The sequence below is a fragment of the Saccharophagus sp. K07 genome (assembly GCF_014336955.1).
Classification (GTDB): Bacteria; Pseudomonadota; Gammaproteobacteria; order Pseudomonadales; family Cellvibrionaceae; genus UBA5868.
In genome coordinates this window covers 411,710-434,758 of sequence record NZ_QRAI01000004.1, presented here as the reverse complement: position 1 = coordinate 434,758, position 23,049 = coordinate 411,710, and the positions used below count along the sequence as shown (strand labels likewise).

Below are 23,049 nucleotides of genomic sequence, written 5' to 3'. Positions count from 1 at the left end.
TTTTGAAAATTAACGGCGGGATATCACAAACCCCATAGCGGAGTAGACGATCTGCCAGCCAACTGACCATACACTGCCGCGACAGTATCAGAATCTCCTGCCAAATTGGCAGCTAGAATAGCCCCTTCTTCAAAAGTTGTGCTATTAGAAAATGCCCACAGCGCTGCCTCCAGTGTATCTATCACATAACCCGTGGACCTAATTTCATTTCTCGACTTTTTATAGGCATTTTGAGCTACGTTAACTATAGATGGCTGCAATGGTTCGCTATCCCATGCGCCAGGAAAAGGCTCAAAGACTTCGGTCGTTAGCTCTTTCTTGTTATAACCTAAAATGGCTCCAAAAATCAGCCCACCAAAATATCGACATGCATCAACAGCTTCGGGAGCCTTATGAGTGGTTTTAGAACTCGCTCCACACGCTTTAACACAAGCCTCCGGATCTCCCAAAAAAAATAGAGCGGCCGGAGCTACACGCATTAAAGAACCATTACCCGCTGCTTGAGGACTTGGATCCCCGACATTAGCTTTTTTGGTTAACTCGAATTGCTCAAGTGCCCGCAATACGGTATTACCAATATCGAAACAGTGACCATTTACACTAAATAGTCCCGTTTTCCACCACAACGTATAAAGTTCCAACTGATCATAAGAACTAAAGTACTCTTTTCGTAACAAGCTATGGGCTAGGCATAATGCCATACTTGTATCGTCGGTCCATTCCCCAGGCTTGAGATTAAATGGACCGCCGCCAACTAAATTAGTAACTCGCGGCAGAGCATCCCTTTCACTGAACTCCAGTGTGGCTCCCAATGCATCTCCCAGAGCAAGCCCTAATAGACAGCCTCTATATTTTGAGGCAATTTCTGATGAGTTCTGACCAATTGAATCCAAGTACTGCTTTGCCAGACTAGGATCCGGGTTTTGCATTCGAAAATTCAGATATGAGTTAACCCAAGGTGAAATTACCCGGCTTCCCTCAGAAAATCGGTCATCGATCATCGGAAATTGTAAACTGTCGCTTACGTCACCCAACCCACACCTCCAGTTTAGGTTTTCTCTCTTAGTTTAATGTTCCAGTTGCCATCCGCACTTTTTTTCTTTTCTACAACATCAAATTTTGTTCCGGGGCAAATTAAAACTTCAGCCTCAGCCGATTCGTAAACCGAGACATTTTTAGCGCATTAAATAGACAGTAATCATATTTCAATTACCACGCGGAATCCGATTTTCTTTGTTGAAATCTCCTCACCCTCGCTGGACCTGTATGCAGAACGACAACGAAATACATCCATATCCCAGGCGCCACCTCGAATAGATCTTTTTCCGATCTTGGACGGCACTGGATCTTGCGAATAATCACTGGCCCACAAATCGAGGCACCACTCCCAAACGTTACCCACCATGTCATACAACCCAAAATTGTTGGGCTTTTTAAGACCGACAGGCTGCGTGCTGTCCATGCTGTTCAAATCAAACCAGGCATAATCAATCGTCGCATTCGACTCATCACCCCAATAGAATTCCGTTGTTGTCCCGGCGCGGCATGAGTATTCCCATTCTGCTTCTGTTGGCAGACGGACTATTTTTCCTATTGACTTTCCGAATTTTTCACAAAACTCACAGGCTTCATGCCAAGTGATATTTTCGACCGGAAGCAAATCACCGGATTGAAAATGGGAAGGATTATTTCCCATTACAGAGCGCCATAATCGTTGTGTAGTGGGCGTAGACGCCAAATAGAAATCTTTATCAATCTCCACCTTATGGACGGGAGTTTCCAGCGGCAGACCGTTGTCAGATCCCATCCAAAAGCTTCCACTTGGAATCAAGACAAAAGACTCGTCAAAAAATTTTTTTTGTAACTTATTCATTTCAAATCACTCATCTTTTCAGGCTGATCCTAATGACCATTGTCGCCATAATAATTTCACCTCAAGGGCTTTCGGTTTATACTTAGCCCCGTTCTACTTCAGCATAAAGGATTAAAGAAAATGGACGACACCTCCTACAATCCCTTTCAATACACAGATGAACAACTCTGGTCTCTCGGCCTATCCGCCATCTCCGTCGCCGCCAACGGCGAGAGGCATGACATCCTAAAACACAGAGATCCCGAGGAATACCGTAAGGTGTTAGCCTCCTGGTGGGATATCTATAACGCAGATCAATACAGAGAAACGCTGGACTGGCTACGGAAAGGTGGCGGACGGGAAGTTTTTGACAGGGATTGGGGCCATTTGCTGGCTCTATCTCCGGAGCAAATTACCCGACTGATGGAGCACTACAAAGCCAACAACCCACAACAGCACCACCGTTTCAGAATAATCTACCACTATCGCGACGTGATTGACCAAGTGGGTATAGCCGCATGGGATATAGGGCGCGCAACCTTTTTGGCGCGCATGGCCGCGACCTCGGGCTATATAGATGAAGAAGAAGCCTGGGAAACAGTCATGGCTTACGGCACCATGGCCCGGCGCATATTCAGCAACTGGTTTCAATTTGCACACAGCTACCTGATCGGTCGTCAATATTCTCTAAAAAACCTAAACGATGCGTCCGGAATTAAATACCTGAACGCCACGAAGTTTTTACTGACCGATCCAGAAAGCCCCTGGTGTCGCCATCCGGATTTTAGCGCCTTTGACCATAGCCCTATCAGCCACTAAGGATAGACAAATGCAAATTCATGATGAATTCTCCCAAAATCTCGACATTCTGTACCACAGCAATCAGTGGAATGCATTGGACGAAGCCCTCAGCGAGACTACGCTGCGCAAAGCGCAAAATAGAGATTGGTATGCCTATAAAATGGTAGCCATGTCCAATCTTGAGAGTCGAAAAACTTCCGACGAACTCTTCATACTTGCCAAAGAAGCTCTGAGCTTTTGGCCCGAACGATTCTTTTTCTGCTTTTTGGTCGACATGCATATTGCAAGAGGCCAATATGAAGAGGCTTTAGCCTTGTTAAATTCATGGGGCGAAAATGATCCAGAAAACCCAGACATACAAGGACGTCTTTTTGAGTGCTACAAGAACCTTAATGATCAAAATTCGCAATTAAGAGCGCTGTTTCACTTCCATTTTTTCACCGGCAAAGCACAGCTGAACGGTTTGAACTTTGCGGCGGCCTCGGAGAGCTTTGAACAATGCCACAAAATGGCTCCGGATTTCGAACCAGCCACGCTGTTGTACGCACAATGCCTGTTTTACGGTAAAAAATTCTCCCAAGTTTTAAAAGTCTGCCAATCTATTGCAGCGACATCACAAATTAAGGCTGCCGCCGACGAGCTAGCAATGCTCGCAGCTGTGCGCGAAGGCAACCTCGCTTTAGGAAAGGATTTGGCAAAGTCTGTTCTTGCGCAGGATTCAGGTAATCTCGTCGCACTTCGTTCCCTTTTGCGAATTGCAGAAGCAGAAGGTGATCTGCTCAACGGGATTTATATGTGTCAAAAGATTTTGGACGAGCATTCTTTCGATGTGGCCGCCAATTTAAAATTAATTCAATTGACGAAAGCACTGATCGAAGGCAGGCACACGACAATTGCATTCACTGAAGAACAAAAAGTCTCTTTAGCTGAACTGTTATTACGCTCCGGCCACTACGCTGCAGGGACGGATTTGTTGGAAGCCATCACTCCGGATTCTGCAAACTACGTTGGTGCTCGCGAAACCTTGGCAAAACATCATATTGCTCAACGCAATTATGAAGAAGCACTTGCGTGCCTAGCTCCAACAGAACACTTACCTCGCCAATGGAATTACTTCAGCGCGCTGGCAGCGGAGTGCCTTTACAAACTGGAACGTTACACGCAAGCAGCAGCGGAAGCACGAAGAGATTTAGCGGAAAACCCACATCACCTTCGCTCAGGCTTTCTGTTAAGTGCTTCCCTGCTGCAGAATTATCACAACGACCGACAACCCGTGCTTGATGAGTGGGAGGAAATTCAGCATCTACTGACCGATTATTGTGAGGACAACCCGGACGACGGTGCTCCCTATTTGCATTTGGCGCATCTGGCCCACATTCTCGGCAACGCGCAGCAGATTCACGAACTTATAACCCAAGCTCGAATTCGGGGACACCGCAGCCCATTCGCCAGTTTACTGATGGGGCGTCACCATCTGGCTTGTGGCAATAAAGAAGAAGCTTTGGACGAATTTAATGACGCAGTCAACCTCTGTAGCCAATTCCCTTATTATTCTGCGTTGATCGCACGAGCCGAGCTGTTGATGGATATGGGGAAAACCGAAATGGCCGAAAATGATTTAAGAGTACTGCTGCAACATTGGCCGAAAGATCCGCGTGTAATAACCCTGCGAGACGCACATTCCATGGGTACCACCTGAGTTCTTATTTTCGGTTTAGAAGAATCTCTGAATATCGAAAAGCAGCGAGCTAGGCAGCTCGCTGCTAAAGCGAAAAAGTTAGGTCAACTCAATACGTTAGACATATGACGAAGAAAGGCGATAGTTTTGACGAAGCGAGATTTCTTATGATTTTGTCGAAAGGTTTTACAGGAGTGCGCATAGCTGGTTGCGCAAGAAACGATCAAAACATCCAGTGCTCTTAATTTGATGTGAATGGTCGCAATCATCCAAAAAGAGAACCGGGTCAAGCAAACCAATACGGCCCGACTCGTAAGATCCCAAATCCATAAAAGTGCGATTGGTAATCGTGCGGTAGGACTCGACTATCGTATGACCATGAAACACATGATCGATATTCTGGACCAGTTCTATTCGAAGAATTTCATCTATCGGCAGATAAGGCTGTATTTTTCCCCAAAGCATATCACTGGTAGCTAGTGTAGCTTCGATCTGATTAGGCTCTATATTCGATAGCAGCTGTTTAATATCATCCCAATCACAAACATCCGGTAATTCCACATGAACCAAACCAACTTTTTTGTTATTCGGAAGGCTCAGTTCAATTGCGATAGGCAGCCGAGATAATGCTTGATAAAACGGCTCGAGCGATTCCAAATCCATATCCTCCGCCCAACTGCCTCCCCACATCATCCATTGGAACCATAAAGATTCAGAGCGGCTTTCATAGGCATTGATCAGCATCCGCTCGTGATTGCCTTGAATAGCGAAAAACCAGGGTTTAGCCAACCACTCCAGAACTTGATCAGATTCGTCTCCTCGATCGATCAAATCGCCGAGGGAAAATAAGCGGTCGGTTTTTTCGTTGAAATTAATTTTCTTGAGCTGCTGGGCGAGCAGAGAGAAATGGCCGTGGATATCGGAGCAGATGTAGTCTTTGCCTGTTAAATTACATGAGATGATGCGAATCACTAACCGTGCCTCATCAATCTGATCATTACAACCATATAACGAGCAGGCTGATACTCCCCTACACCCAAAATACCGCGATTAACTGTCAATCTAAATCTCGGTAACGGTAAAATTCAGAGGATCTTGCCAAGAAATCCGCTTGAATTTCCCGCTCAATAGGTTTTGCTCTCTAAAATATTCGAATAATTCCGACGGACACCACTCTCTCCCGTCCGAGAAGGCCACACCCTCATCTCTTAATACTGAAAAGATTTTGGCTTTTTGATATATGTCCGAAACATCTATTACGTACGCAGATAGGACGGGATCAAAGATGAACCCTAGTAACTTAAGCCGCGAATCTAGAACGCCGCTGGTAGAGCAAACCCTAATTTGTTTTCCATCTGCTTTCGCTACATATGCGTCAATTTTTTGCACGATTAAACCACCGTTACAGTCACGAGAGTTGTCACTCCACCACCATCTACAGTCGGAATAGAATCGACCACCATCTCAGGTGCACCACCGGGTAGGTGATTCCCCGCCCCCAAGAAAAACCTATTTCCCTCCATAGGACTTCTAGGGCTCCTACCTTTGATATTGTCTACCTGCCGAATTTTGAATCCGCCTTGAAGAGAACCAGGCTCTAAGCCAAAAGCAGTCTCTAAACGAGCCGCATCGGCTTTTTGAATTGTCATATTAGACATGCCATCAATACTCCCAATTACGTCAGTAACGCTTTGTTTATCAGAAACAAAAGAACCTGCCCTACCGATCGAGGGGTATGCGTCCCAATCTGATGGACTTACGTTAAACCCAACGTTATCTTCAAGCATCTGATGTTGGCGTTCGCGCGCCCTTTGAATTCTTTGTTGCTCCTTACAACTCAACCCAAACGGATCCACCCACCCCACCGGATTAGGCGCATATTGGTAGTTATTAACACCCCCTAAAAGCCCAATCGGATCCTGCGTAATAAACTGCCCGGTGTTCGGATTGTAGTACCGAAACCGGTTGTAATGCAGCCCCGTCTCTTCATCAAAATACTGGCCCTGGAAGCGGAGGTTGTTTTCCACTTCCTCGACTTCCTTTACCGCCACGTTACCGTAGGTTTTGTAGCGAACTTTCCAGACGACTTTGCCTTGGTCGTCGGTGAGTTCGCGGGGGGTGCCTAGGTGGTCGAGGTGGTAGTGGTAGGTTTTGCCGTCCACCACTTGCGCGACGGGGCGGAAGCTTTCGGGTTCGTAGATATAGGTTTTTTTGATGCTGTTGCGCTGCTCCTGCACCATTTGGTCGCCGGCCCATAAATAGCGGGTGGTGCCGAAGGTGTCGGTTTTGCTGATTCGGCGGCCTAGGGGGTCGTAGGTGGTGGCTTGGCCATTTTTTGTGGTTTTAACCAGCACCCCGCGCAACGACTACGCCAGACAGTGGGCGGATTCCTACGTCGCCATCATTCCCGGTGTTGTGCAGGAGCGCATAAACCAAGGTTTTAATGTCATCCTGGTAGACCAATACCAAGGCTACCCCTCGAACGGACTGGGAACGGATAACCTCCATCCCAACGACACGGGTTACCGATTTATTGGGCAGACTTGGTATAACGCGATTAAAGATTACTTAAGATAAGCAGATTATTTGAGGTAGGTAACGAGCTTATTAAATAATTACGAAAGGCGACCGTGAGGTCGCCTTTTTTATTTTTTATAACGATGTCGAACAATTACCCACAGTTAGAAAAGCAAAAAATTAAAACGGATCGCTTAGAAATTTAACTGGATCAAGCAATCCTATCCGGCTTGACTCGTAAGACCCTAAATCCATAAAAGTACGATTGGCAATAGTCTTATAATTTTCCACAATCGTATGCCCGTGAAAAACATGATCGATATTACGCACCGGCTCGACTCGCGGAATTTCGTCTGGTGGTAAATAAGGCTGGATTTTACTCCACAACATATCGCTGGTCGCCAGAGTTGCTTCGATTTGGCTCGGCTCTATATGCGCCAACAACTGTTTAACCTCATCCCAATCGCAAACATCCGGTAATTCCGCGTGAACTAGGCCCACCGACTTTCCATTCGGCAATGCCAGCTCAATTGCCAGGGGCAGTTGCGAGAATGCCAGATAAAACGGCTCCAGCGCTTCAAGCTCCATATCCTCTGCCCAACTACCGCCCCACATCATCCATTGAAACCATAAGGATTCGGATCGGCTTTCATAGGCATTGATCAACATTCTCTCGTGATTGCCTTGGATAGCGAAAAACCACGGCTTGGCTAACCATTCGAGAGCTTGGGCAGATTCATCGCCTCGGTCAATTAAATCGCCGAGGGAAAAGAGGCGGTCGGTTTGTTCGTTGAAATTGATTTCGTCGAGCTGCTGGGTGAGGAGAGAGAAATGGCCGTGGATATCGGAGCATATGTAGTCTGTACCTGGTGCGTTACACGCATAGCTTCTAATCACAAAAAACTCGCCAGAATAATAAATCGAGATTTGTTTTCCATCTGCTTTCGTCACATTTGCGTCAATGTTTGCACCATTAAACCACCGTTGTAGTCACGAGAGCTGCCACTACAAGAATCTGAGTCTATTTAATAATACAGTCGCGAAAGCACTCTCCGCAAATTCCTCCGCCCTTCATTACCGGATCAAAAATTGAGTCTAAATTTTTCTCATCATCATCTGTCCTGATTTCGTACCGGCTCTTCGCGTTTATTCTGAAAAAGCAGTCTTTCGTCATCAAGTAATACATCGTATGCATCACTTCACCGTCTTCTTCGTCGATTAAGACAACTTCAACCTGCGCCAAATGACTTGAGCTGAATCTCTTTCCCTTCAGCATTTCATCTGACAACTCTTTGGAAACAAAGGGCATAAAGCCAGTTTCGCCATGTTTACTGCAAACTATCAGACCCATGTCAAGCCTCCAGACTTGGTGCACCTTCAATTCGCTTGAAACCGTTAGATTTCATAAATTTAAAAAATCCTTTTTTACTTCTTGTTACCGCCAATGTAAAACTGACCCACTAATGCCAATCGAAAAGTGACCCACCTGAGCCACCATGGCGGCCGACTGAATAGACAGGCGGCCGTAGATGATTACTCAGGAGACATTCGTGGACATTCATGTTTTACATAAACAGGGCTTTGGCATACGGGCCATCGCTCGCAAACTGGGCCTCTCCAAAAACACCGTCAGGCGCTATCTGCGTCAGCCCATCGTTATGCCCAGCTATTCACCCAGGGCCAAGCGTCCCACCAAGCTGGAGCCTTTCAAGCCCTATCTGCTCCAGCGAATCGACGCCGCCAAGCCGCACTGGATACCGGCGGCGGTATTGTTCCGCGAGATCAAGGCGCAGGGCTACGGCGGCGGTGTCACGCTGGTGAGAGCCTACGTCAGCCAGCAGAAGCCAAAGTCGACCGAGGCCGTAACACGATTTGAAACCGCTCCCGGCGTGCAGCTCCAAGTCGATTTCACCACCATCCGGCGCGGTCGCCATGCGCTCAAAGCGTTTGTCGCCACGCTGGGCTACAGTCGCGCCAGCTTTGTTCGCTTCACCGAATCCGAGAGGCAGGAAGACTGGCTGGAGGGCATATCGCTGGCGTTGAGTTTCTTCGGCGGTGTAGCCCGGGAAATCCTCTTCGATAACGCTAAGTGCATCATGATCCAGCGGGACGCTTACGGCGACGGCCAGCACAAGTGGAACCCCCTGTTGCTGAATCAGGCCAAGCACTATGGCTACAAGCCCAAGGCGTGCCAGCCGTACCGCGCCAAAACCAAAGGTAAAGTGGAGCGGTTTAATCGGTGCCTGAAAGAAAGTTTTATCACGCCCCTGGCAGCTTCTCTACGTCAAGCCGGACTGGAATTAACCGCCGATTTAGCCAATGCCCATATAGGCCCCTGGCTCGCGGAAGTGGCACATCAGCGCGAACATGGCACCACCAAAGTGAAACCCGCCGTGCGCCTGGAAGAGGAGCGCCAAGCTTTTATGCCACTGCCCGCAACGTCGCCCTCTGCACCGCCAATCCAACCGAAAGGCCCCGATCTGTCCGTCATTCCGTTTGAAAGCCTTCAGCATTCGCTGACCATTTATGATCAGTTGTTGGAGGCTCACGCATGAACCTCCAATACGAGCGCATTCGACTCGCCTGCGAGGATTTGAAGCTCAGCGCCATCGCCACCGAATGGTCGGCCATTGCCGATAACGCTGTGGCCAAAGACCAGAGCCTGGCGGATTTTCTGGAAGCTTTGTTGAAAATCGAAATCTCCGCCCGAACCGGCAGGACTCAATCGGCCCTGCTGAAATTCGCCGGCTTGCCGGCCGTCAAACGATTTGAAGACTACGATTTCAACTTCGCCACCGGCGCCCCAAAAAAGCAGTTGCAGGGTTTTCTCAACCTCAGCTTTATCGAGCGCAAGGAAAACATCGTCTTCCTCGGCCCCAGCGGCGTCGGTAAAAGTCATCTGGCCATCAGTCTAGGTTATCAGGCGACGCTCAACGGCTTTAAGATCCGCTTTATCACCGCTGCGGATTTGATGCTGCAGCTATCAGCAGCTAAAGCTCAAGGCCGCTTGGAAACCTATCTCAAGCGTGTGGTGTTGGCGCCGAGCCTGCTGATCATCGACGAAATCGGCTACCTGCCATTTGGTCGCGAAGAGGCCAATCTCTTTTTCAACGTCATCGCCAAACGCTACGAGAAAGGCAGCGTCATCGTCACCAGCAATCTGCCATTCTCACAATGGTCCAAAGCCTTCGCCGACGACACCACTCTCACCGCCGCTTTGCTCGACCGGCTGCTGCATCACTCCCACATCACTCAAATCACAGGAGAAAGCTATCGACTTAAAGACAAAAAAGCCGCCGGCATAACCCCGCCGGCGATCAAGGTTCGTTAACCGGGTGGGTCAGTTTTACTTTGGCGTTTTAGCACCTAAAGTGGGTCAGTTTTCGAGTGGCGTTGACAACTTCTTTGTATTGGCGAGTGTCCCCCCGCCTCTAACACGTCGAAAACATGCGAATAGCAGCTATTTTCAATGAGGTCATATTTTCCTAAATCCGCGTTCACTAGCTCCTTTTGGAGGCGAAATGCCGCTTCTGCATTGGGCAATGCGATTCTCGCCTCGTGAACAACAATACCTTTATCTATCGCATCGGAATTCACTCCTCCCGCTCGCCTAATCGACGTAGTGGATTTATCGTTAGACGTTATAACTTGATGCGTAGCATAGCTTATGTCATCAATGATAACTTCGACCGTTAAATGCTCCTCCGCACGACCATTTTCAAGCTGCCGCACTATCGCATAACCTTCTTTACAAGCCAGCCCAAACGGATCCACCCACCCCACCGGGTTAGGCGCATATTGATAATTATTAACCCCACCCAACAACCCAATCGGATCCTGCGTAATAAACTGCCCGGTATTCGGGTTGTAATAGCGAAACCGATTGTAGTGCAGCCCCGTCTCTTCATCAAAATACTGGCCCTGGAAGCGGAGGTTGTTTTCCACTTCCTCGACTTCCTTTACCGCCACGTTACCGTAGGTTTTGTAGCGCACTTTCCAGACGATTTTGCCTTGGTCGTCGGTGAGTTCGCGGGGGGTGCCTAGGTGGTCGAGGTGGTAGTGGTAGGTTTTTCCGTCCACTACCTGCGCGACAGGTTTGAAGTTTTCGGGTTCGAAGACGTAAGTCTCTTTTAGGTTATTGCGTTGTTCCTGGACCATTTGGTCGCCGGCCCACAGGTAGCGGGTGGTGCCGAAGGTGTCGGTTTTGCTAATTCGGCGACCGAGAGGATCGTAGGTGTAGGTGGTGGCTTGGCCGTTTTTTGTGGTTTTAACCAGCACCCCGCGCAACGACTACGCCAGACAGTGGGCGGATTCCTACGTCGCCATCATTCCCGGTGTTGTGCAGGAGCGCATCAACCAAGGTTTTAATGTCATCCTGGTAGACCAATACCAAGGCTACCCCTCGAACGGACTGGGAACGGATAACCTCCATCCCAACGACACGGGTTACCGATTTATTGGGCAGACTTGGTATAACGCGATTAAAGATCACTTAAGATAAGCGGATTGTTTGGCGTAGGTAACGAGCTCATTAAATAATTACGAAAGGCGACCATGAGGTCGCCTTTTTTTGTTTTTAATAACGATATCGAAAAATAATCCACAGTTAGGAAAACAGAAAATTAAAACGGACCGCTTAGAAATTTAACTGGATCAAGCAATCCTATCCGGCCAGACTCGTAAGACCCTAAATCCATAAAAGTACGATTGGCAATAGTCCTATAATTTTCCATAATCGTATGCCCGTGAAAAACATGATTGATATTACGCACCGGCTCGACTCGCGGAATTTCGTCTGGTGGTAAATAAGGCTGGATTTTACTCCACAACATATCGCTGGTCGCCAGCGTCGCCTCGACCTGATCCGGCTCTATGTGCGCCAACAACTGTTTAACCTCATCCCAATCGCAAACATCCGGTAATTCCGCGTGAACTAGGCCCACCGACTTTCCATTCGGCAATGCCAGCTCAATTGCCAGGGGCAGTTGCGAGAATGCCAGATAAAACGGCTCCAGCGCTTCAAGCTCCATATCCTCTGCCCAACTACCGCCCCACATCATCCATTGAAACCATAGAGATTCGGATCGACTCTCGTAGGCATTGATAAGCATTCGCTCGTGATTGCCTTGGATGGCGAAGAACCAGGGTTTGGCCAGCCATTCGAGCGCTTGGCCGGATTCATCGCCCCGGTCGATTAAATCACCGAGGGAAAAGAGACGATCAATTTGTTCGTTGAAATTGATTTGAGCAAGCTGCTCTGAGAGCAGGGAAAAATGGCCGTGGATATCGGAGCAGATATAGTCTTTGCCAGTCGTATTACAAGCGTGAATTTGAATCACAGCTTTTCCCTTACGCCACTTACAAACAAATACCAACCCGGCATCCAATACCCCCAACGAAAATGCATGTCAACCATAGAAATCTAGCAGATTTTCATCCACATCCACCTCGGGATGGCCCGATAAAATATGGATCAATTCAATGGGAATAGTGATATCAAGACTGTGCCGTCGATCCACAATAGTACTTTTTGCAAAACTGCGAGCAGCACCCGCACCCTCAGGGGCATATGTGCAATAGTTATTACAAATTGGGCAGCGGGCAAGACTTCTTCTTACGTTAACCAAACTGCCTTTTTCGACCAAACCGAACAATCGCGCCGCAATTTTTTTCTAGCCTCCTCAGAAGAATTAGATTTTTTTTCGGGCTCCAATGAAATATTGATTTCCATTGACTAATGGATTCCGTCAATCGCTTTTCGGCATCACCGATAGTTTTGTGAAGGGTACTCTCAACAAACATCCGCTTTCCAGAGGCCGATCAACACTAAATAAATTTTCAAGAAATCGGAATTCGCTTCTACTTATTTCCCAACCTTCCTGCTCAATGAGGAACTTTGTGAAAGGATTTTGGCCGTACTCACACACATCGTTTTCTGATGCGACATCTGAATCGCAAACATATATACCACTTGGGGACATCCCGTAAGTTTGGATACATTCATCACAATACCAATAAACTTCATAACCATCATCATATGTCTGTATACAAAGCGGATAAACGGACATCTTGTTCCCAGAATTTATAGCACCATGTATGTGTCGACACACCCGCTCCTTTCGCTCGAATTTTGAATAAAAATCCTGCTCTCTTTTGTAACTATCATTGCTCATTGGGGAAATCCTCTTTTGATTTTCGCTTGAGGCCAATCATAAAGCGTTTCGTTGAATTATCTTTCGGATCTGAATGATAAGGGGCATCCGAAATGCCTGACACCCGCAAAACATCGAAAACGTGAGTCAAGCAACTCTGGGTCACCACATCATAATCAGGTGATGTCAGCCGCTCCATCTCATAATTCGCCTCAGCCAATTGGCGGTCTGCCGTTCTGAGCATCCGCTCTTGATAATCAATGGCAGCCTTCGGATTTGGAACCTTGATTTTTATAGTTTCAACATCATCCCTACCAACAGGGTCGAACTCGTCTACAAGTGTTTTTGTTCCCTGCATTCCCAGCTGATGAGTTGATCTTTTTGTTCCCGCCAGTGTTTCAATTTTGATAGCGAAATGCATTTCCCTACCACTTCCTATTTTATAGATTGTCGCAATACCACAGCTTTCTTCCTTAGAACTCAACCCAAACGGATCCACCCACCCCACCGGATTCGGCGCATATTGGTAATTATTAACCCCACCCAGCAACCCAATCGGATCCTGCGTAATAAACTGCCCGGTATTCGGGTTGTAATAGCGAAACCGATTGTAGTGCAGCCCCGTCTCTTCATCAAAATACTGGCCCTGGAAGCGGAGGTTGTTTTCCACTTCCTCGACTTCTTTTACCGCCACGTTACCGTAGGTTTTGTAGCGGACTTTCCAGACGACTTTGCCTTGGTCATCCGTGAGTTCCCTTGGGGTGCCCAGGTGGTCGAGGTGGTAGTGGTAGGTCTTGCCGTCGGTGATTTGGGCGACGGGTTTGAAGCTTTCGGGTTCGTAGATGTAGGTTTTTTTGATGTTGTTGCGCTGTTCCTGCACCATTTGGTCGCCCGCCCATAAATAACGGGTGGTGCCGAAGGCGTCGGTTTTGCTGATTCGGCGGCCGAGCGGGTCGTAGGTGTAGGAGGTGGTTTGGCCGTTTTTGGTGACTTTGACCAACTGGTTGTTCAGGTTGTATTCGTAGGTGGTAACGATTTTGCCGTCTTTACCACGATTTTCCTGAATTAGATTACCGCGTGCATCGTAGGTGAATTTGCGGTCGCCTTGCATATAAAGGCGATTACCTTTGACGCTGCTGTTGGCATCACTGCCCTCACCTGCCGCCAGCAAATTACCGGCTGGGTCAAAGGCGAATGTTTCCGGAATACTGCCTTCCGCTTTTTTTAGGCGATCAAGCAGGTCGTAGACATAACGCGTTTCTTCCGGGCCATCGGCGAGGCGATTTAAATTGCCGAAATTGTCGTAGCCGTATTCGCGCTGGATGGGACCTGCGATTTTTTGTTTTTGATTAAAACTGGTTTGTTTTTGCAAACGACCGGCAGGATCATATTCCGCAAAGGTAACTAAATCGCCCTGAGTGCGTTTAACTTCCCGTCCAAGAAAATCCCGCTCGATTTGCGTAATTACGTTGCCATTGAAGGCGATGTGGCTCAGCCGATTATGAAAATCAAAGCCATAATCAATGCGCTGCCCATCCGGCAATTGAAGACCACTGCGTTTACCCGGCCAAACATTACTAAAGCCGATATCCACCATGGACGCGCTGATGCGCTGGCGCTGGGCATTTAAATCGCTGTGGTGTTCTTTGGTGAGATTGCCGAAGGCGTTATAGCTGAACGATACAAATTGATGGGCGTTATAGCTTTCCAGCAACCGGCCTTTGGCGTCGTAATTAAAGCGGGTAATTTCCGGCTCGATCGAAGGTTTGAGAATCGAACGGCTGGTGCGTTTGAGCAATTGTCCAAGCGCATCGCGCTCGAATTCCGTCATCACATCGCCGGCGTCAAGATGTTTAATTAATTTACCGGCCTTGTCGTATTTGTAATGTTGTACGCGACCATCAAAGCCGATCTCTTTGATTAAGCGTTCGTTGCCATCGTAGAAAAACTGATATTTTTCGCCTTTTTCATTGATCAGCGCCGTGAGATTGCGCTCGCTGTCGTATTCGTATTTAAGGCGATTGCCTTCGGGGTCGATGCGTTCGACAACCTGGCTTAAACCATCGTATTTAAATTCAGTGGTACGGCCTTGTGGATCGCTGTAGCGAATCAGCTGGTCGTTGTCGTTATAGGTATAAGTGGTGGCATCGCCATTGGGCGCCACCACTTTTTCGATTTTTCCGGTTGGCGTGTAAAAGAATTGCGCAACGCCGCCACTTTGACCATCGGCAAAAATAATTTCCGCGGTGCTCAGTTGTCCCCAATCATCGTAGGTGAGAACACGTTGATGGCCCTCAGGATCAATGATTTTTTGTAACTCACCGCTGTCGGACCATTGGTAACGCGTCACGCGTTGCATAGGGTCCGTGACACTGGCAAGCAAGCCATTGTCGTTATAAGCGTAACGAGTGATTTGCGCGAAAGGATCGACCAGCGCAACCAGCTGACCTTTGCTGTCGTATTGACGGCGCCACTGACTTTTATCTTTATCGATAACGCTGGTGAGCTTGCCGTTAAACCAACCTAAAACAACACGGTTGCCAAGCGGGTCTCTATAACCCACTGGATTGTTGTGACGATCGTAAAAATATTCAGTGGTATTGCCTTCCGGATCGGTATAACTGCGCTTGCGGCCACGTTCGTAGGCGTATTGATGCAAGCCGCCTTCGCAATCCAATTCCGAAACGATCTGGCCGTATTCGTTGTATTGGTATTCGCGAATTTTGCCGCGACTGTCGATGGCTTTGCTGCGTTGTTGATCGGGTTGCCATTCAAAGCGGTAATCGTAAATGCCGCGGTCACCCCACTGATGGATACAACGAGCACTGCTGTCTTCGCCATCCCACTCAAAATAAAAATTAAAGCCGGTAACCAGCGTGCGTTTTTGAATTAAATGATTGCGGTATTCGTATTTTTCACCGACGCCTTTGGCATTGCGTTGCGCGATTAAATCGCCATTAGTGTCGTAGTCGTATTCCGCCAGTGTTTTGCGCGCACCGCTGGCACGGTCTTGCAATTCAATGCGTGCAATGCGCCCATCATTGCCGCGGCGTAACAACAAACCCTTGCCCCAATTGCCCTGCAATTGAGTGAGCTGGTTGTGTTCGTTGTAATAAAAGTTAATGACATATCCGGTTTCGGCTTTTTTCACCCCCAAAATATTGCTGGCAGGGTTATAGGCCGGATGGCGCAATTGGGTAAGGCGCAAAAAGGCGGAGGTGCCGTAGCGCGTAAACAGCCGGTGTGGATATCCCTCCTGACGCAATAAAAAGGCATCGTCGGAAATGCGGTCGAGAATCAGTCCTTCGGGAATATAGCGGCTGCGCTGGTGGACTCGCGGCATCTGGAACGACACCGTACGACCATCGCTGTCGTGATAGAGGACCTCGCGTGCATTTAGCTCAAGACGTTCGCATCCGGTAAATGTCCAACCACACCCCAAGCCGATATCGCGGGCATGCGAGCTGCGATAGGTACGCGTCCAAACAAAAGGTACCGGGCCCGGCAATGCACAGTCCGTCAGCTGCAGCAGTTCCTCACCGGAGATCATGCTGATAGGTTCACCAGCAGTCTCACACTTCCTGACCGACACATCGTTGCCCGCAGATGGGGCATCAGACGACGCTGCAGTTTCATCATCAAACGCTTTATCTGCAGGCGTTGCAGGTACCGCATCAGCGGATTTGACTGGAGGCAACTCCCCCAAAGTGGCGCCTTGACTGCTGCTGCCACCACCGGAACCGCCACTGGCACCGCGGTTATGTCCGCGTTGCGCGACTTCCGTAGGCTCCAGGTGTAACAAGCGGCGGTTGATCATATCCTGCAGCGCATTGATGATCTCGGCGGTAGTGCCAGGCGTGGTGCTGTTTAAGGGGCGGATTCTTTGCCACAGTGCAGGCCAAGTGGAAGGTTTTAAGGGTTCAGCGCCAGCGAGAATGCGTCTGAGCTGCTCCGGACTCTGATTGGCACTGTGCGCGGGAAGACGGGTTGGGGTGTCGTGGCGGATAAGGCGGTAATGCTTGCCACCAGTTGTACGAACGATGATATCCATAGGTCCCTGCAATATTCGTCTGTGTGACATTCCATGCGAGCGGAAAACCGCGCAATCCTATCACGCTAGCCCCCGCCTCTCCAGCCAGTAAGCCGAAGATGCGGCCGATTCCGCTCAAAATTTACTCAAGCAAAAAATTCACCGAGATCAGTACCGCGCCATCAAACGTCAAACGCAATTCGTATTCGCCGGACGCAAAGGATTCACGCGCCTGTTCGATACGAAACCGGTGCAATCCTTTCTTTTCCACCACGGTCACCGGCACATCGGCCACGGGCTTTCCACCTTTCAGCAATATGGCGCGCAAAGAGGATTTGCCACTGGGGAAGTCGTCGTATTCAAAGGAGATAAACAGAGTGCGCTGATTAGGGATGCTCTGAATCTGGCGGGCATTTATGCCAGAGAGGAGCTTGCCGTCCACGCGCAATTGGTCGATACGCGGGCCTTTGGTCGTCACTGCGTCCAGCGGCACACCTTCGCGCAAACTGACCGAACGCGCAGTGTCGCGCGGCGCGGGTTCAACAATCTCAGGTTTGACAACCTCAAGTTTGGCGACCTCTGGCGCGCCGCTGCGGCGCTGTTCTAGCTTTAGCAAAAAACTTTTGGCTTCTTCGTTATCAGGGCGAATTTCAAGCGCCTCTTTGGCGAGATTGCCCGCTTCTTTCAAATCACCCACAGCGAGTTTCGCGCGCGCCTGCTGCATCAACGCGCGCTCGACATCGCGAATTCCGCGCTGCGCCACTGCCAGTTGCGAGTCGACTTTGAGCGCACTGCGATAGTAGTACAACGCGTTATTGTGCCACGGCGATACCAATCGGCCTTCATCCAACCGCACTTTCGCTTGCGCCAGCAGCCGCTCCAAACGACTGCGATTTTTCAAACGGTTCGCCAAGTCGTTGTGCAAGGCGCGATATTCCGGAAATAAGGTTTTTCCTTTATCCAAAGCATTTTGCGCCGAGGCGAAATTGCCTTCGTTAAAGAATTGCTGGGCCTTTTTGAAATACTGATAAGCCAGTTCTGCCAGACGCGTTTGCGCCGATGAATCACGCGGGTCGCGCTGCAAATCTTTGCGCAACTCCGCCACCCGTTCATTCAAGGTCAACTCGCGCACCTGCGAGCGCCCGGTGACTTCGCGCAAACGGCTTTGAAAGCGACGCAGCAATTCCTCAGGCTTGTTTTGCGCACTTGGCTCTTCTGCTTTGCGGTAGACGGGTTCGCCCAAATCTCGCAGACGAATCTCAATCACCGGGCCGCCGGCATATGCGGGGGCATCGGGGGCATCCGGTTCTGGCTCTACGTCTTCGACCGGTTCTGGTTTGGCTTTGGTTATTTTGCTAGCGCTGGTTTTGCTCGTTGTGGCATCAGCAGGTGCAACTGCCGTTTTTGGTTTGGCTGGAGCGGCGGACAAATCGCTTTCAAAAGGGCGATTGATAATGACAAAAGCCGCAAACAACACCGCCGCCGTTGCAATCGCCATCACTTTGTACTGCCAGAACAAGTCCTTCACCCGGGACATGCGAGTGGTCTGGGTTGTCGACCCCGGCAGTGGTGTATCGGGTATATCACTGTAAATCAGGGTTTGCGCGTCCGGGTCGCTCTGTTGAACCACTTCCTGTTCATAGGTCTTGTAATGTTTTTCCGCCGCGGCCAGGTTCAACGCCTGCAGATCAACAATCAACTCCGCTGCCGTCTGATATCGGTCTTGCGGCAATTTGGCCATCAGGCGATCAATGAATTTTTGGAATGGTTGAAGCGCGGGTGGCAGGGTGGGAACAGGCTCAGTGATGTGCTTGATGCCGATGGCCACAGCGGAATCGGCGTGATAGGGCACCGACCCGGTCAGCAGGTAGTAAAACACCACCCCCAGGCTGTAGAGATCGGAACGGTGATCCACCGCCTGCCCTTTGGCCTGTTCCGGGCTCATATAGTGCGGTGTGCCGAGCGCCACCCCGGCCTGGGTGACAGTCAAATCGCCTTCCTCTGTGCGGGCAATGCCGAAATCCATCAACACGGCGCTGAAACTGTCACGTCTTAACAGGATATTTTCCGGTTTGATGTCCCGGTGGACGTAACCTTTCTTGCCAGCAAAATCCAGCGCCTTAGCAATATCCAGGATGATCTGATGCTTCTGCGATAAAGAGAGCTGCTCGCGCGCCTGTTTGAGATCAGGCCCGTCGATGTACTCCATGGACAGGTAATAAGCGTTGTCGTGCACGCCGACGTCGTAGACGGTGATGATGTTGGGGTGGACGAGCTGACTGACAATGCGCGCTTCGCGCAGAAAGCGCTGGCCGAAGCTCGGGTCTTCGGCCATGGAGGTGGACATGACTTTGAGGGCCACCTGGCGTTCGAATATCTGCTGCACGGCGAGATATACAGTCGCCATGCCGCCTTTACCCAGTACTCGAACGATTCGGTAGCCCGGTATCTCCACCGTCATATATTTCCCGCTAAAACCGTGAATTGCGGGCGATCTTACACCAGGCGCAGACGAAACGCCTGGTCAAATCAGCGGAAGCTTACTTCCCGACCTGAACCCATACCTCGCTCAAAGGAACCCGGGTGCTGGGTTTTTCTCGCTCGCGCAGCTCGGGCGCCAGTTGCGCCGGATCGCCTTGCAAACCGAGGGCAAATGCGCAAATCACGCGGAATTTTTCCTTGTCGAGCTTGAGATATTCCTGAGCCGCGTCGAACTCAACCCCGGCCATTCCGTGGACCGCATAACCGAGCTGGTGAGCTTGCAGAGACAGCGCCATCCAGGCCGCCCCAGCGTCAAAATCGGCGTGAACGTTGAGCTTGCCGTTGTGGCGGAAATGCTGGCGACTGACGACAAATCCCAGAACGGACGCGTTTGCCGCCCAGCTCTGGTTGAACGGCACCAGCAGCCGCAAAAATTCTTCAAACGTTTGCTCTGTCGATGTGTAAATTTGCCAGGGCTGGTCGTTGTAGGCAGAAGGAGACCAGCGGGCAGCTTCGATAATGGCTGCCAGATCAGCCGCAGGAATTACTCCCTTCTGCATCGCCCGCGGTGACCAGCGGCGGGTAAATTGCGGATCGACCAGGGGCAAAGTTTCGCGGCTGGAAAAATCGACATTTGTAGTGTTGGACATCTACTGCATTCCTCAGTCTTTCGGTGACGCTGTGCGTGTTGCACAGCTTGAAAACAACAAAGACAAAACAAACAAGGCTTCGTTGCAGGAACGGCAGTAAATGGGCAGAAGTTCGGCGTTTTTCAATAAGTACAACTACTCATTATGCGCGCGATAAATCCGCGAGCGCCGCAGCGTGTGCTTCCCAATTTTGTCCATCAAAAGGAATGATCGTCATTTTCTCGATGAATTTTTTATCCAGGCAACGCACATTAACGCTAAAACCATCGGGATTTGAGCGCGGAATATAAAACGGTTTGCAACCACAAACCTTACAAAAATAATGCTGCGCGACGCGCGTATTAAATGTGTAAGTAGTAATAAATTCCTGGCCGCGCAGCAGGCGAAAATTTTGTTTCGGTACGATCAAATGCAAAAAACCCGTGCGCTCACACATGGAACAATTGCATTCATGCACTTCGATTTCCGCAGGTGCGTCGACTTCGATGGCGATAGCGCCGCAATGACAACTGCCGGTGTGAACGGTCATGGTTGTTGCTCCGCAGAAATTTCAGAAGCGTGCAACCCAAGCGGATATAAAACCGTATCTTCATATCCGGTAATCACCGGAATATAACCCTGCCACGTGCGATCGATTTCGGCATCGCCGCTGTCAATTTCCAGCGGTCTTCCCGCCAATGTTTTGAGTTTGGTTTTGGTGGCGATAACGCGCAGATTGTCGCGTCCTACCCTTCGCAATAATTCCGGTGATAACTGCTGATTACCCCGCCCGATAATATGCCCTTGCCCACCAATCGCAGTGACTATGAGCAAAACAGGACCGTCATGATGCTGTAGATGATCGAGCACCGTTTTGGCATCGGCATCGCGTGCGACCACCTCTCCGTTAAGAGATACATCCACCCCCAACAAGGTGCCTTCCATATTGAGATTGCGCATCGCGTTAAGGGTGGTGGAACCGGGCCCCCAGATCACCAGGGTATTGTCTTCTTCCACCTCGGAGCGGAGCTGCTCGGCTATATCCAGCAGCACCAGATCTTCCACTTCGAGCCCGCCTTGTTTGACGTGTTGGACAAAGCGCCCTTCTTCCGGCGTGAGCAGCTCGCCAAAGTGGCGGCTTTTCACCACGCCGCGACGGAATGCATCTTCATCTATATCGCGCACCTCGCGCATGGCGAGATTGACCAGCTCACCGCGCAGCAACAGCGAAACCAGCTCCGCCGCCATCTGCGGGTTGATGGCGTAGACACCGCTGTGCATCTTGACCCCTGCCGGGACTCCGAGCGCTGGCTGGCGCGGCGGTATAACGGCACAAACGTCGCGGGCGGTGCCGTCGCCACCGACAAATACCAACAAATCCACCTGCGCGGCCACAAGTGCCTGCACGGCTCCTTGAGTATCCTGCGCCGTGGTCTGTTCTGCAGGGGTAAAGTCGACCAACTCCACGTCCCAGGGCATTCCCGCCACTATCTCCGCACCCATCAGGCCGGCAACCGTAACCAAAGTGAAACGGCAGTCTGGCGGAATCTGTAGATGTTCGATAAAGGTGCGCGCGCGGCGCGGTGCGGACAGAGGCAAATCGCCCGCACGCGCCATGGCTTGGATGCGGGAGTCGTCGCTACCTTTGTTGGCCGCAGGCCCGCCGACCCCGGCCAAGGGGTTCACCACAAACCCGAGCCGAAATTGCCGTACCGCCTCAGCCATGTTTGAACCCTAGTGCCTTTAATTCGACCAGCACTTCAGGCTCGGCCTGAACTTGGAAATGGCTGAATTCACGCCGCTCAGGGTAGGTTTTGCGCAAGCGGTCAAAGGCAAGGCCGATCTCCCCTGCCGGAGCATTGAGCAGTGCTTCGCGCATGCGCCGGTCGTCGGCAGCTATATCGTAGGTCGAGCGAATCGCCTGATTGAGCTCGCCGGCGGCCAAGTCCTGCGGCGGGCCCATCAGCTTGGCGAGCAGGGCATTTCGATGCTCTGCCATCTCCGCTTCGTTCTTGCCGAGGAAACGTGTCAGCGCCTCATGAATCATGGCCGAGCCGTTGAGCTTGCCTTCGTAGCTGTAACCCGCGATATGCGGCGTGCCGAAAGCGACCATTTCCAGCAGCGCCAGATTGACCTCCGGCTCGTTCTCCCACACATCCAGCACCACGCGCAGATCGGCGTCGCGCTGCAGATGAGCCAGCAATGCCCGGTTATCAATAGCGCCGCCCCGGCCAGCGTTGATCAAAATGGCCCCAGGGCGCATATAGCGCAGCTGCTTGATGCCGATCATATGGTGGGTTGGATGGGGGCCAGCCGTGGTGTAAGGGGTATGCATGCAGACGATATCGCAGTCCAACGCCTGCTCTATGGCACAGGAGCGCGGGTTATCGAGAGGCGATACAAACGGATCATAGGCCAGATAATTCACCTGCAATGCCTGCAGCGCCCGGCAGAGCCGCCCGCCGACATTGCCGTGACCAATCACCCCGACGCGCTTCTGCCGCCAGTTGGCCGCCAGCTCCGCCAGGGCGGTCAATACATATTGGACCACCCCACCGGCGTTACACCCGGGCGCACTGGCAAAGGTAATGTGATTGCGGCGCAGGTATTCGGTATCGAGATGGTCCACGCCAATGGTGCAGGTGCCGACAAAACGCACTTTGCTGCTGGACAGCAACGCTTCTCCCACCTTGGTAACCGAACGGACCAGCAGAATATCGGCGTCGCGCACCTGATCGGCCGACAAGTGGCGGCCCGGCGCTGTCACTACCTCACCAAAGGGGGCAAAAAACTCGGTTACGTAAGGGATGTTTTCGTCCGCGACGATTTTCATTGAGAAGCCTTTTAAAGGTAGGAACCGGAGGGGTCTGTTAAAAAGAACCGGATGATGCCAAACGCCATCCCGTTGT

Annotated in this window: 20 protein-coding genes; 6 read left to right on the top strand and 14 right to left on the bottom strand. The window is 50.4% G+C overall.

Annotated features, from left to right (window positions below):
- Window positions 1-23 precede the first annotated feature (23 nt).
- Together DWB84_RS14315 and DWB84_RS14310 are read right to left on the bottom strand one after the other, a co-directional pair.
- Window positions 24-1,034, bottom strand: coding sequence for an ADP-ribosylglycohydrolase family protein (locus DWB84_RS14315; RefSeq protein WP_187410483.1), 1,011 nt, complete (start codon window positions 1,032-1,034; stop codon window positions 24-26).
- A gap of 164 nt (window positions 1,035-1,198) precedes the next feature.
- Window positions 1,199-1,873 carry a formylglycine-generating enzyme family protein gene (locus DWB84_RS14310; protein WP_187410482.1) on the bottom strand — a complete coding sequence of 225 codons (675 nt, stop codon included), beginning with the start codon at window positions 1,871-1,873 and terminating at the stop codon, window positions 1,199-1,201.
- Window positions 1,874-1,993: 120 nt separating this feature from the next.
- Here DWB84_RS14310 and DWB84_RS14305 point away from each other — a divergent pair, with 120 nt between their 5' ends.
- Both DWB84_RS14305 and DWB84_RS14300 read left to right on the top strand, forming a co-directional pair.
- On the top strand, window positions 1,994-2,671 hold the full coding sequence (locus tag DWB84_RS14305; RefSeq protein WP_187410481.1) for a DUF1266 domain-containing protein: 678 nt from the start codon (window positions 1,994-1,996) through the stop codon (window positions 2,669-2,671).
- Between the two features lie 10 nt (window positions 2,672-2,681).
- Window positions 2,682-4,352, top strand: a complete 1,671-nt coding sequence (locus tag DWB84_RS14300; RefSeq protein ID WP_187410480.1) for a hypothetical protein — start codon at window positions 2,682-2,684, stop codon at window positions 4,350-4,352.
- A gap of 165 nt (window positions 4,353-4,517) precedes the next feature.
- Here DWB84_RS14300 and DWB84_RS14295 read toward each other — a convergent pair whose 3' ends face one another.
- The gene (locus DWB84_RS14295; protein ID WP_187410479.1) at window positions 4,518-5,303 is read right to left on the bottom strand and encodes a metallophosphoesterase; all 786 of its coding nucleotides are present in this window, start codon (window positions 5,301-5,303) and stop codon (window positions 4,518-4,520) included.
- A 419-nt stretch (window positions 5,304-5,722) separates the two neighbouring features.
- Complete coding sequence (locus DWB84_RS19285) at window positions 5,723-6,685, bottom strand: RHS repeat domain-containing protein (protein ID WP_370589722.1); 963 nt, start codon at window positions 6,683-6,685, stop codon at window positions 5,723-5,725.
- Here DWB84_RS19285 and DWB84_RS14285 point away from each other — a divergent pair.
- Window positions 6,669-6,908, top strand: coding sequence for a hypothetical protein (locus DWB84_RS14285; protein ID WP_187410478.1), 240 nt, complete (start codon window positions 6,669-6,671; stop codon window positions 6,906-6,908). The genes DWB84_RS19285 and DWB84_RS14285 overlap by 17 nt on opposite strands.
- 120 nt (window positions 6,909-7,028) lie before the next feature.
- On the opposite strand, the gene DWB84_RS14280 is transcribed toward DWB84_RS14285, so the two are convergent.
- Together DWB84_RS14280 and DWB84_RS14275 are read right to left on the bottom strand one after the other, a co-directional pair.
- Window positions 7,029-7,745 carry a metallophosphoesterase gene (locus DWB84_RS14280; RefSeq protein WP_187410477.1) on the bottom strand — a complete coding sequence of 239 codons (717 nt, stop codon included), beginning with the start codon at window positions 7,743-7,745 and terminating at the stop codon, window positions 7,029-7,031.
- 124 nt (window positions 7,746-7,869) lie between these two features.
- On the bottom strand, window positions 7,870-8,199 hold the full coding sequence (locus tag DWB84_RS14275; RefSeq protein ID WP_187410476.1) for a hypothetical protein: 330 nt from the start codon (window positions 8,197-8,199) through the stop codon (window positions 7,870-7,872).
- Window positions 8,200-8,377: 178 nt separating this feature from the next.
- On the opposite strand from DWB84_RS14275, the gene istA reads away from it, so the two are divergent.
- Together istA and istB are read left to right on the top strand one after the other, a co-directional pair.
- Window positions 8,378-9,403 (top strand): IS21 family transposase, encoded by a 1,026-nt coding sequence (istA, locus tag DWB84_RS14270; RefSeq protein ID WP_187410475.1) that lies wholly within the window; start codon window positions 8,378-8,380, stop codon window positions 9,401-9,403.
- Window positions 9,400-10,179: an IS21-like element helper ATPase IstB gene (gene istB / locus DWB84_RS14265; protein WP_187408323.1), complete on the top strand. Its 780-nt coding sequence runs from the start codon at window positions 9,400-9,402 to the stop codon at window positions 10,177-10,179. The genes istA and istB overlap by 4 nt, the downstream gene beginning before the upstream one ends.
- A gap of 35 nt (window positions 10,180-10,214) precedes the next feature.
- On the opposite strand, the gene DWB84_RS19280 is transcribed toward istB, so the two are convergent.
- Window positions 10,215-11,126: an RHS repeat-associated core domain-containing protein gene (locus tag DWB84_RS19280; RefSeq protein ID WP_222868195.1), complete on the bottom strand. Its 912-nt coding sequence runs from the start codon at window positions 11,124-11,126 to the stop codon at window positions 10,215-10,217.
- Between DWB84_RS19280 and DWB84_RS14255 the strand changes: the two genes are divergently transcribed.
- Window positions 11,110-11,349 (top strand): hypothetical protein, encoded by a 240-nt coding sequence (locus tag DWB84_RS14255; RefSeq protein WP_187410473.1) that lies wholly within the window; start codon window positions 11,110-11,112, stop codon window positions 11,347-11,349. The genes DWB84_RS19280 and DWB84_RS14255 overlap by 17 nt on opposite strands.
- A gap of 121 nt (window positions 11,350-11,470) precedes the next feature.
- Here the strand turns inward: DWB84_RS14255 and DWB84_RS14250 are convergent, their stop codons facing one another.
- The 7 genes from DWB84_RS14250 to DWB84_RS14220 all read right to left on the bottom strand — a co-directional run bounded on the left by DWB84_RS14250 (window position 11,471) and on the right by DWB84_RS14220 (window position 22,973).
- Window positions 11,471-12,187 carry a metallophosphoesterase gene (locus DWB84_RS14250; RefSeq protein ID WP_187410472.1) on the bottom strand — a complete coding sequence of 239 codons (717 nt, stop codon included), beginning with the start codon at window positions 12,185-12,187 and terminating at the stop codon, window positions 11,471-11,473.
- 823 nt (window positions 12,188-13,010) lie between these two features.
- Complete coding sequence (locus DWB84_RS14245; RefSeq protein ID WP_187410471.1) at window positions 13,011-17,051, bottom strand: RHS repeat-associated core domain-containing protein; 4,041 nt, start codon at window positions 17,049-17,051, stop codon at window positions 13,011-13,013.
- A 121-nt stretch (window positions 17,052-17,172) separates the two neighbouring features.
- Window positions 17,173-19,491: a serine/threonine-protein kinase gene (locus tag DWB84_RS14240; protein ID WP_187410470.1), complete on the bottom strand. Its 2,319-nt coding sequence runs from the start codon at window positions 19,489-19,491 to the stop codon at window positions 17,173-17,175.
- Window positions 19,492-19,570: 79 nt separating this feature from the next.
- The gene (locus DWB84_RS14235) at window positions 19,571-20,161 is read right to left on the bottom strand and encodes a nitroreductase family protein (RefSeq protein WP_187410469.1); all 591 of its coding nucleotides are present in this window, start codon (window positions 20,159-20,161) and stop codon (window positions 19,571-19,573) included.
- A 142-nt stretch (window positions 20,162-20,303) separates the two neighbouring features.
- Complete coding sequence (locus DWB84_RS14230; RefSeq protein ID WP_187410468.1) at window positions 20,304-20,690, bottom strand: GFA family protein; 387 nt, start codon at window positions 20,688-20,690, stop codon at window positions 20,304-20,306.
- Complete coding sequence (locus tag DWB84_RS14225; RefSeq protein WP_187410467.1) at window positions 20,687-21,865, bottom strand: ATP-NAD kinase family protein; 1,179 nt, start codon at window positions 21,863-21,865, stop codon at window positions 20,687-20,689. Before DWB84_RS14225 ends, DWB84_RS14230 begins: the two co-directional genes overlap by 4 nt.
- Window positions 21,858-22,973 (bottom strand): 4-phosphoerythronate dehydrogenase, encoded by a 1,116-nt coding sequence (locus tag DWB84_RS14220; protein ID WP_187410466.1) that lies wholly within the window; start codon window positions 22,971-22,973, stop codon window positions 21,858-21,860. Before DWB84_RS14220 ends, DWB84_RS14225 begins: the two co-directional genes overlap by 8 nt.
- Between the last annotated feature and the right edge of the window lie 76 nt (window positions 22,974-23,049).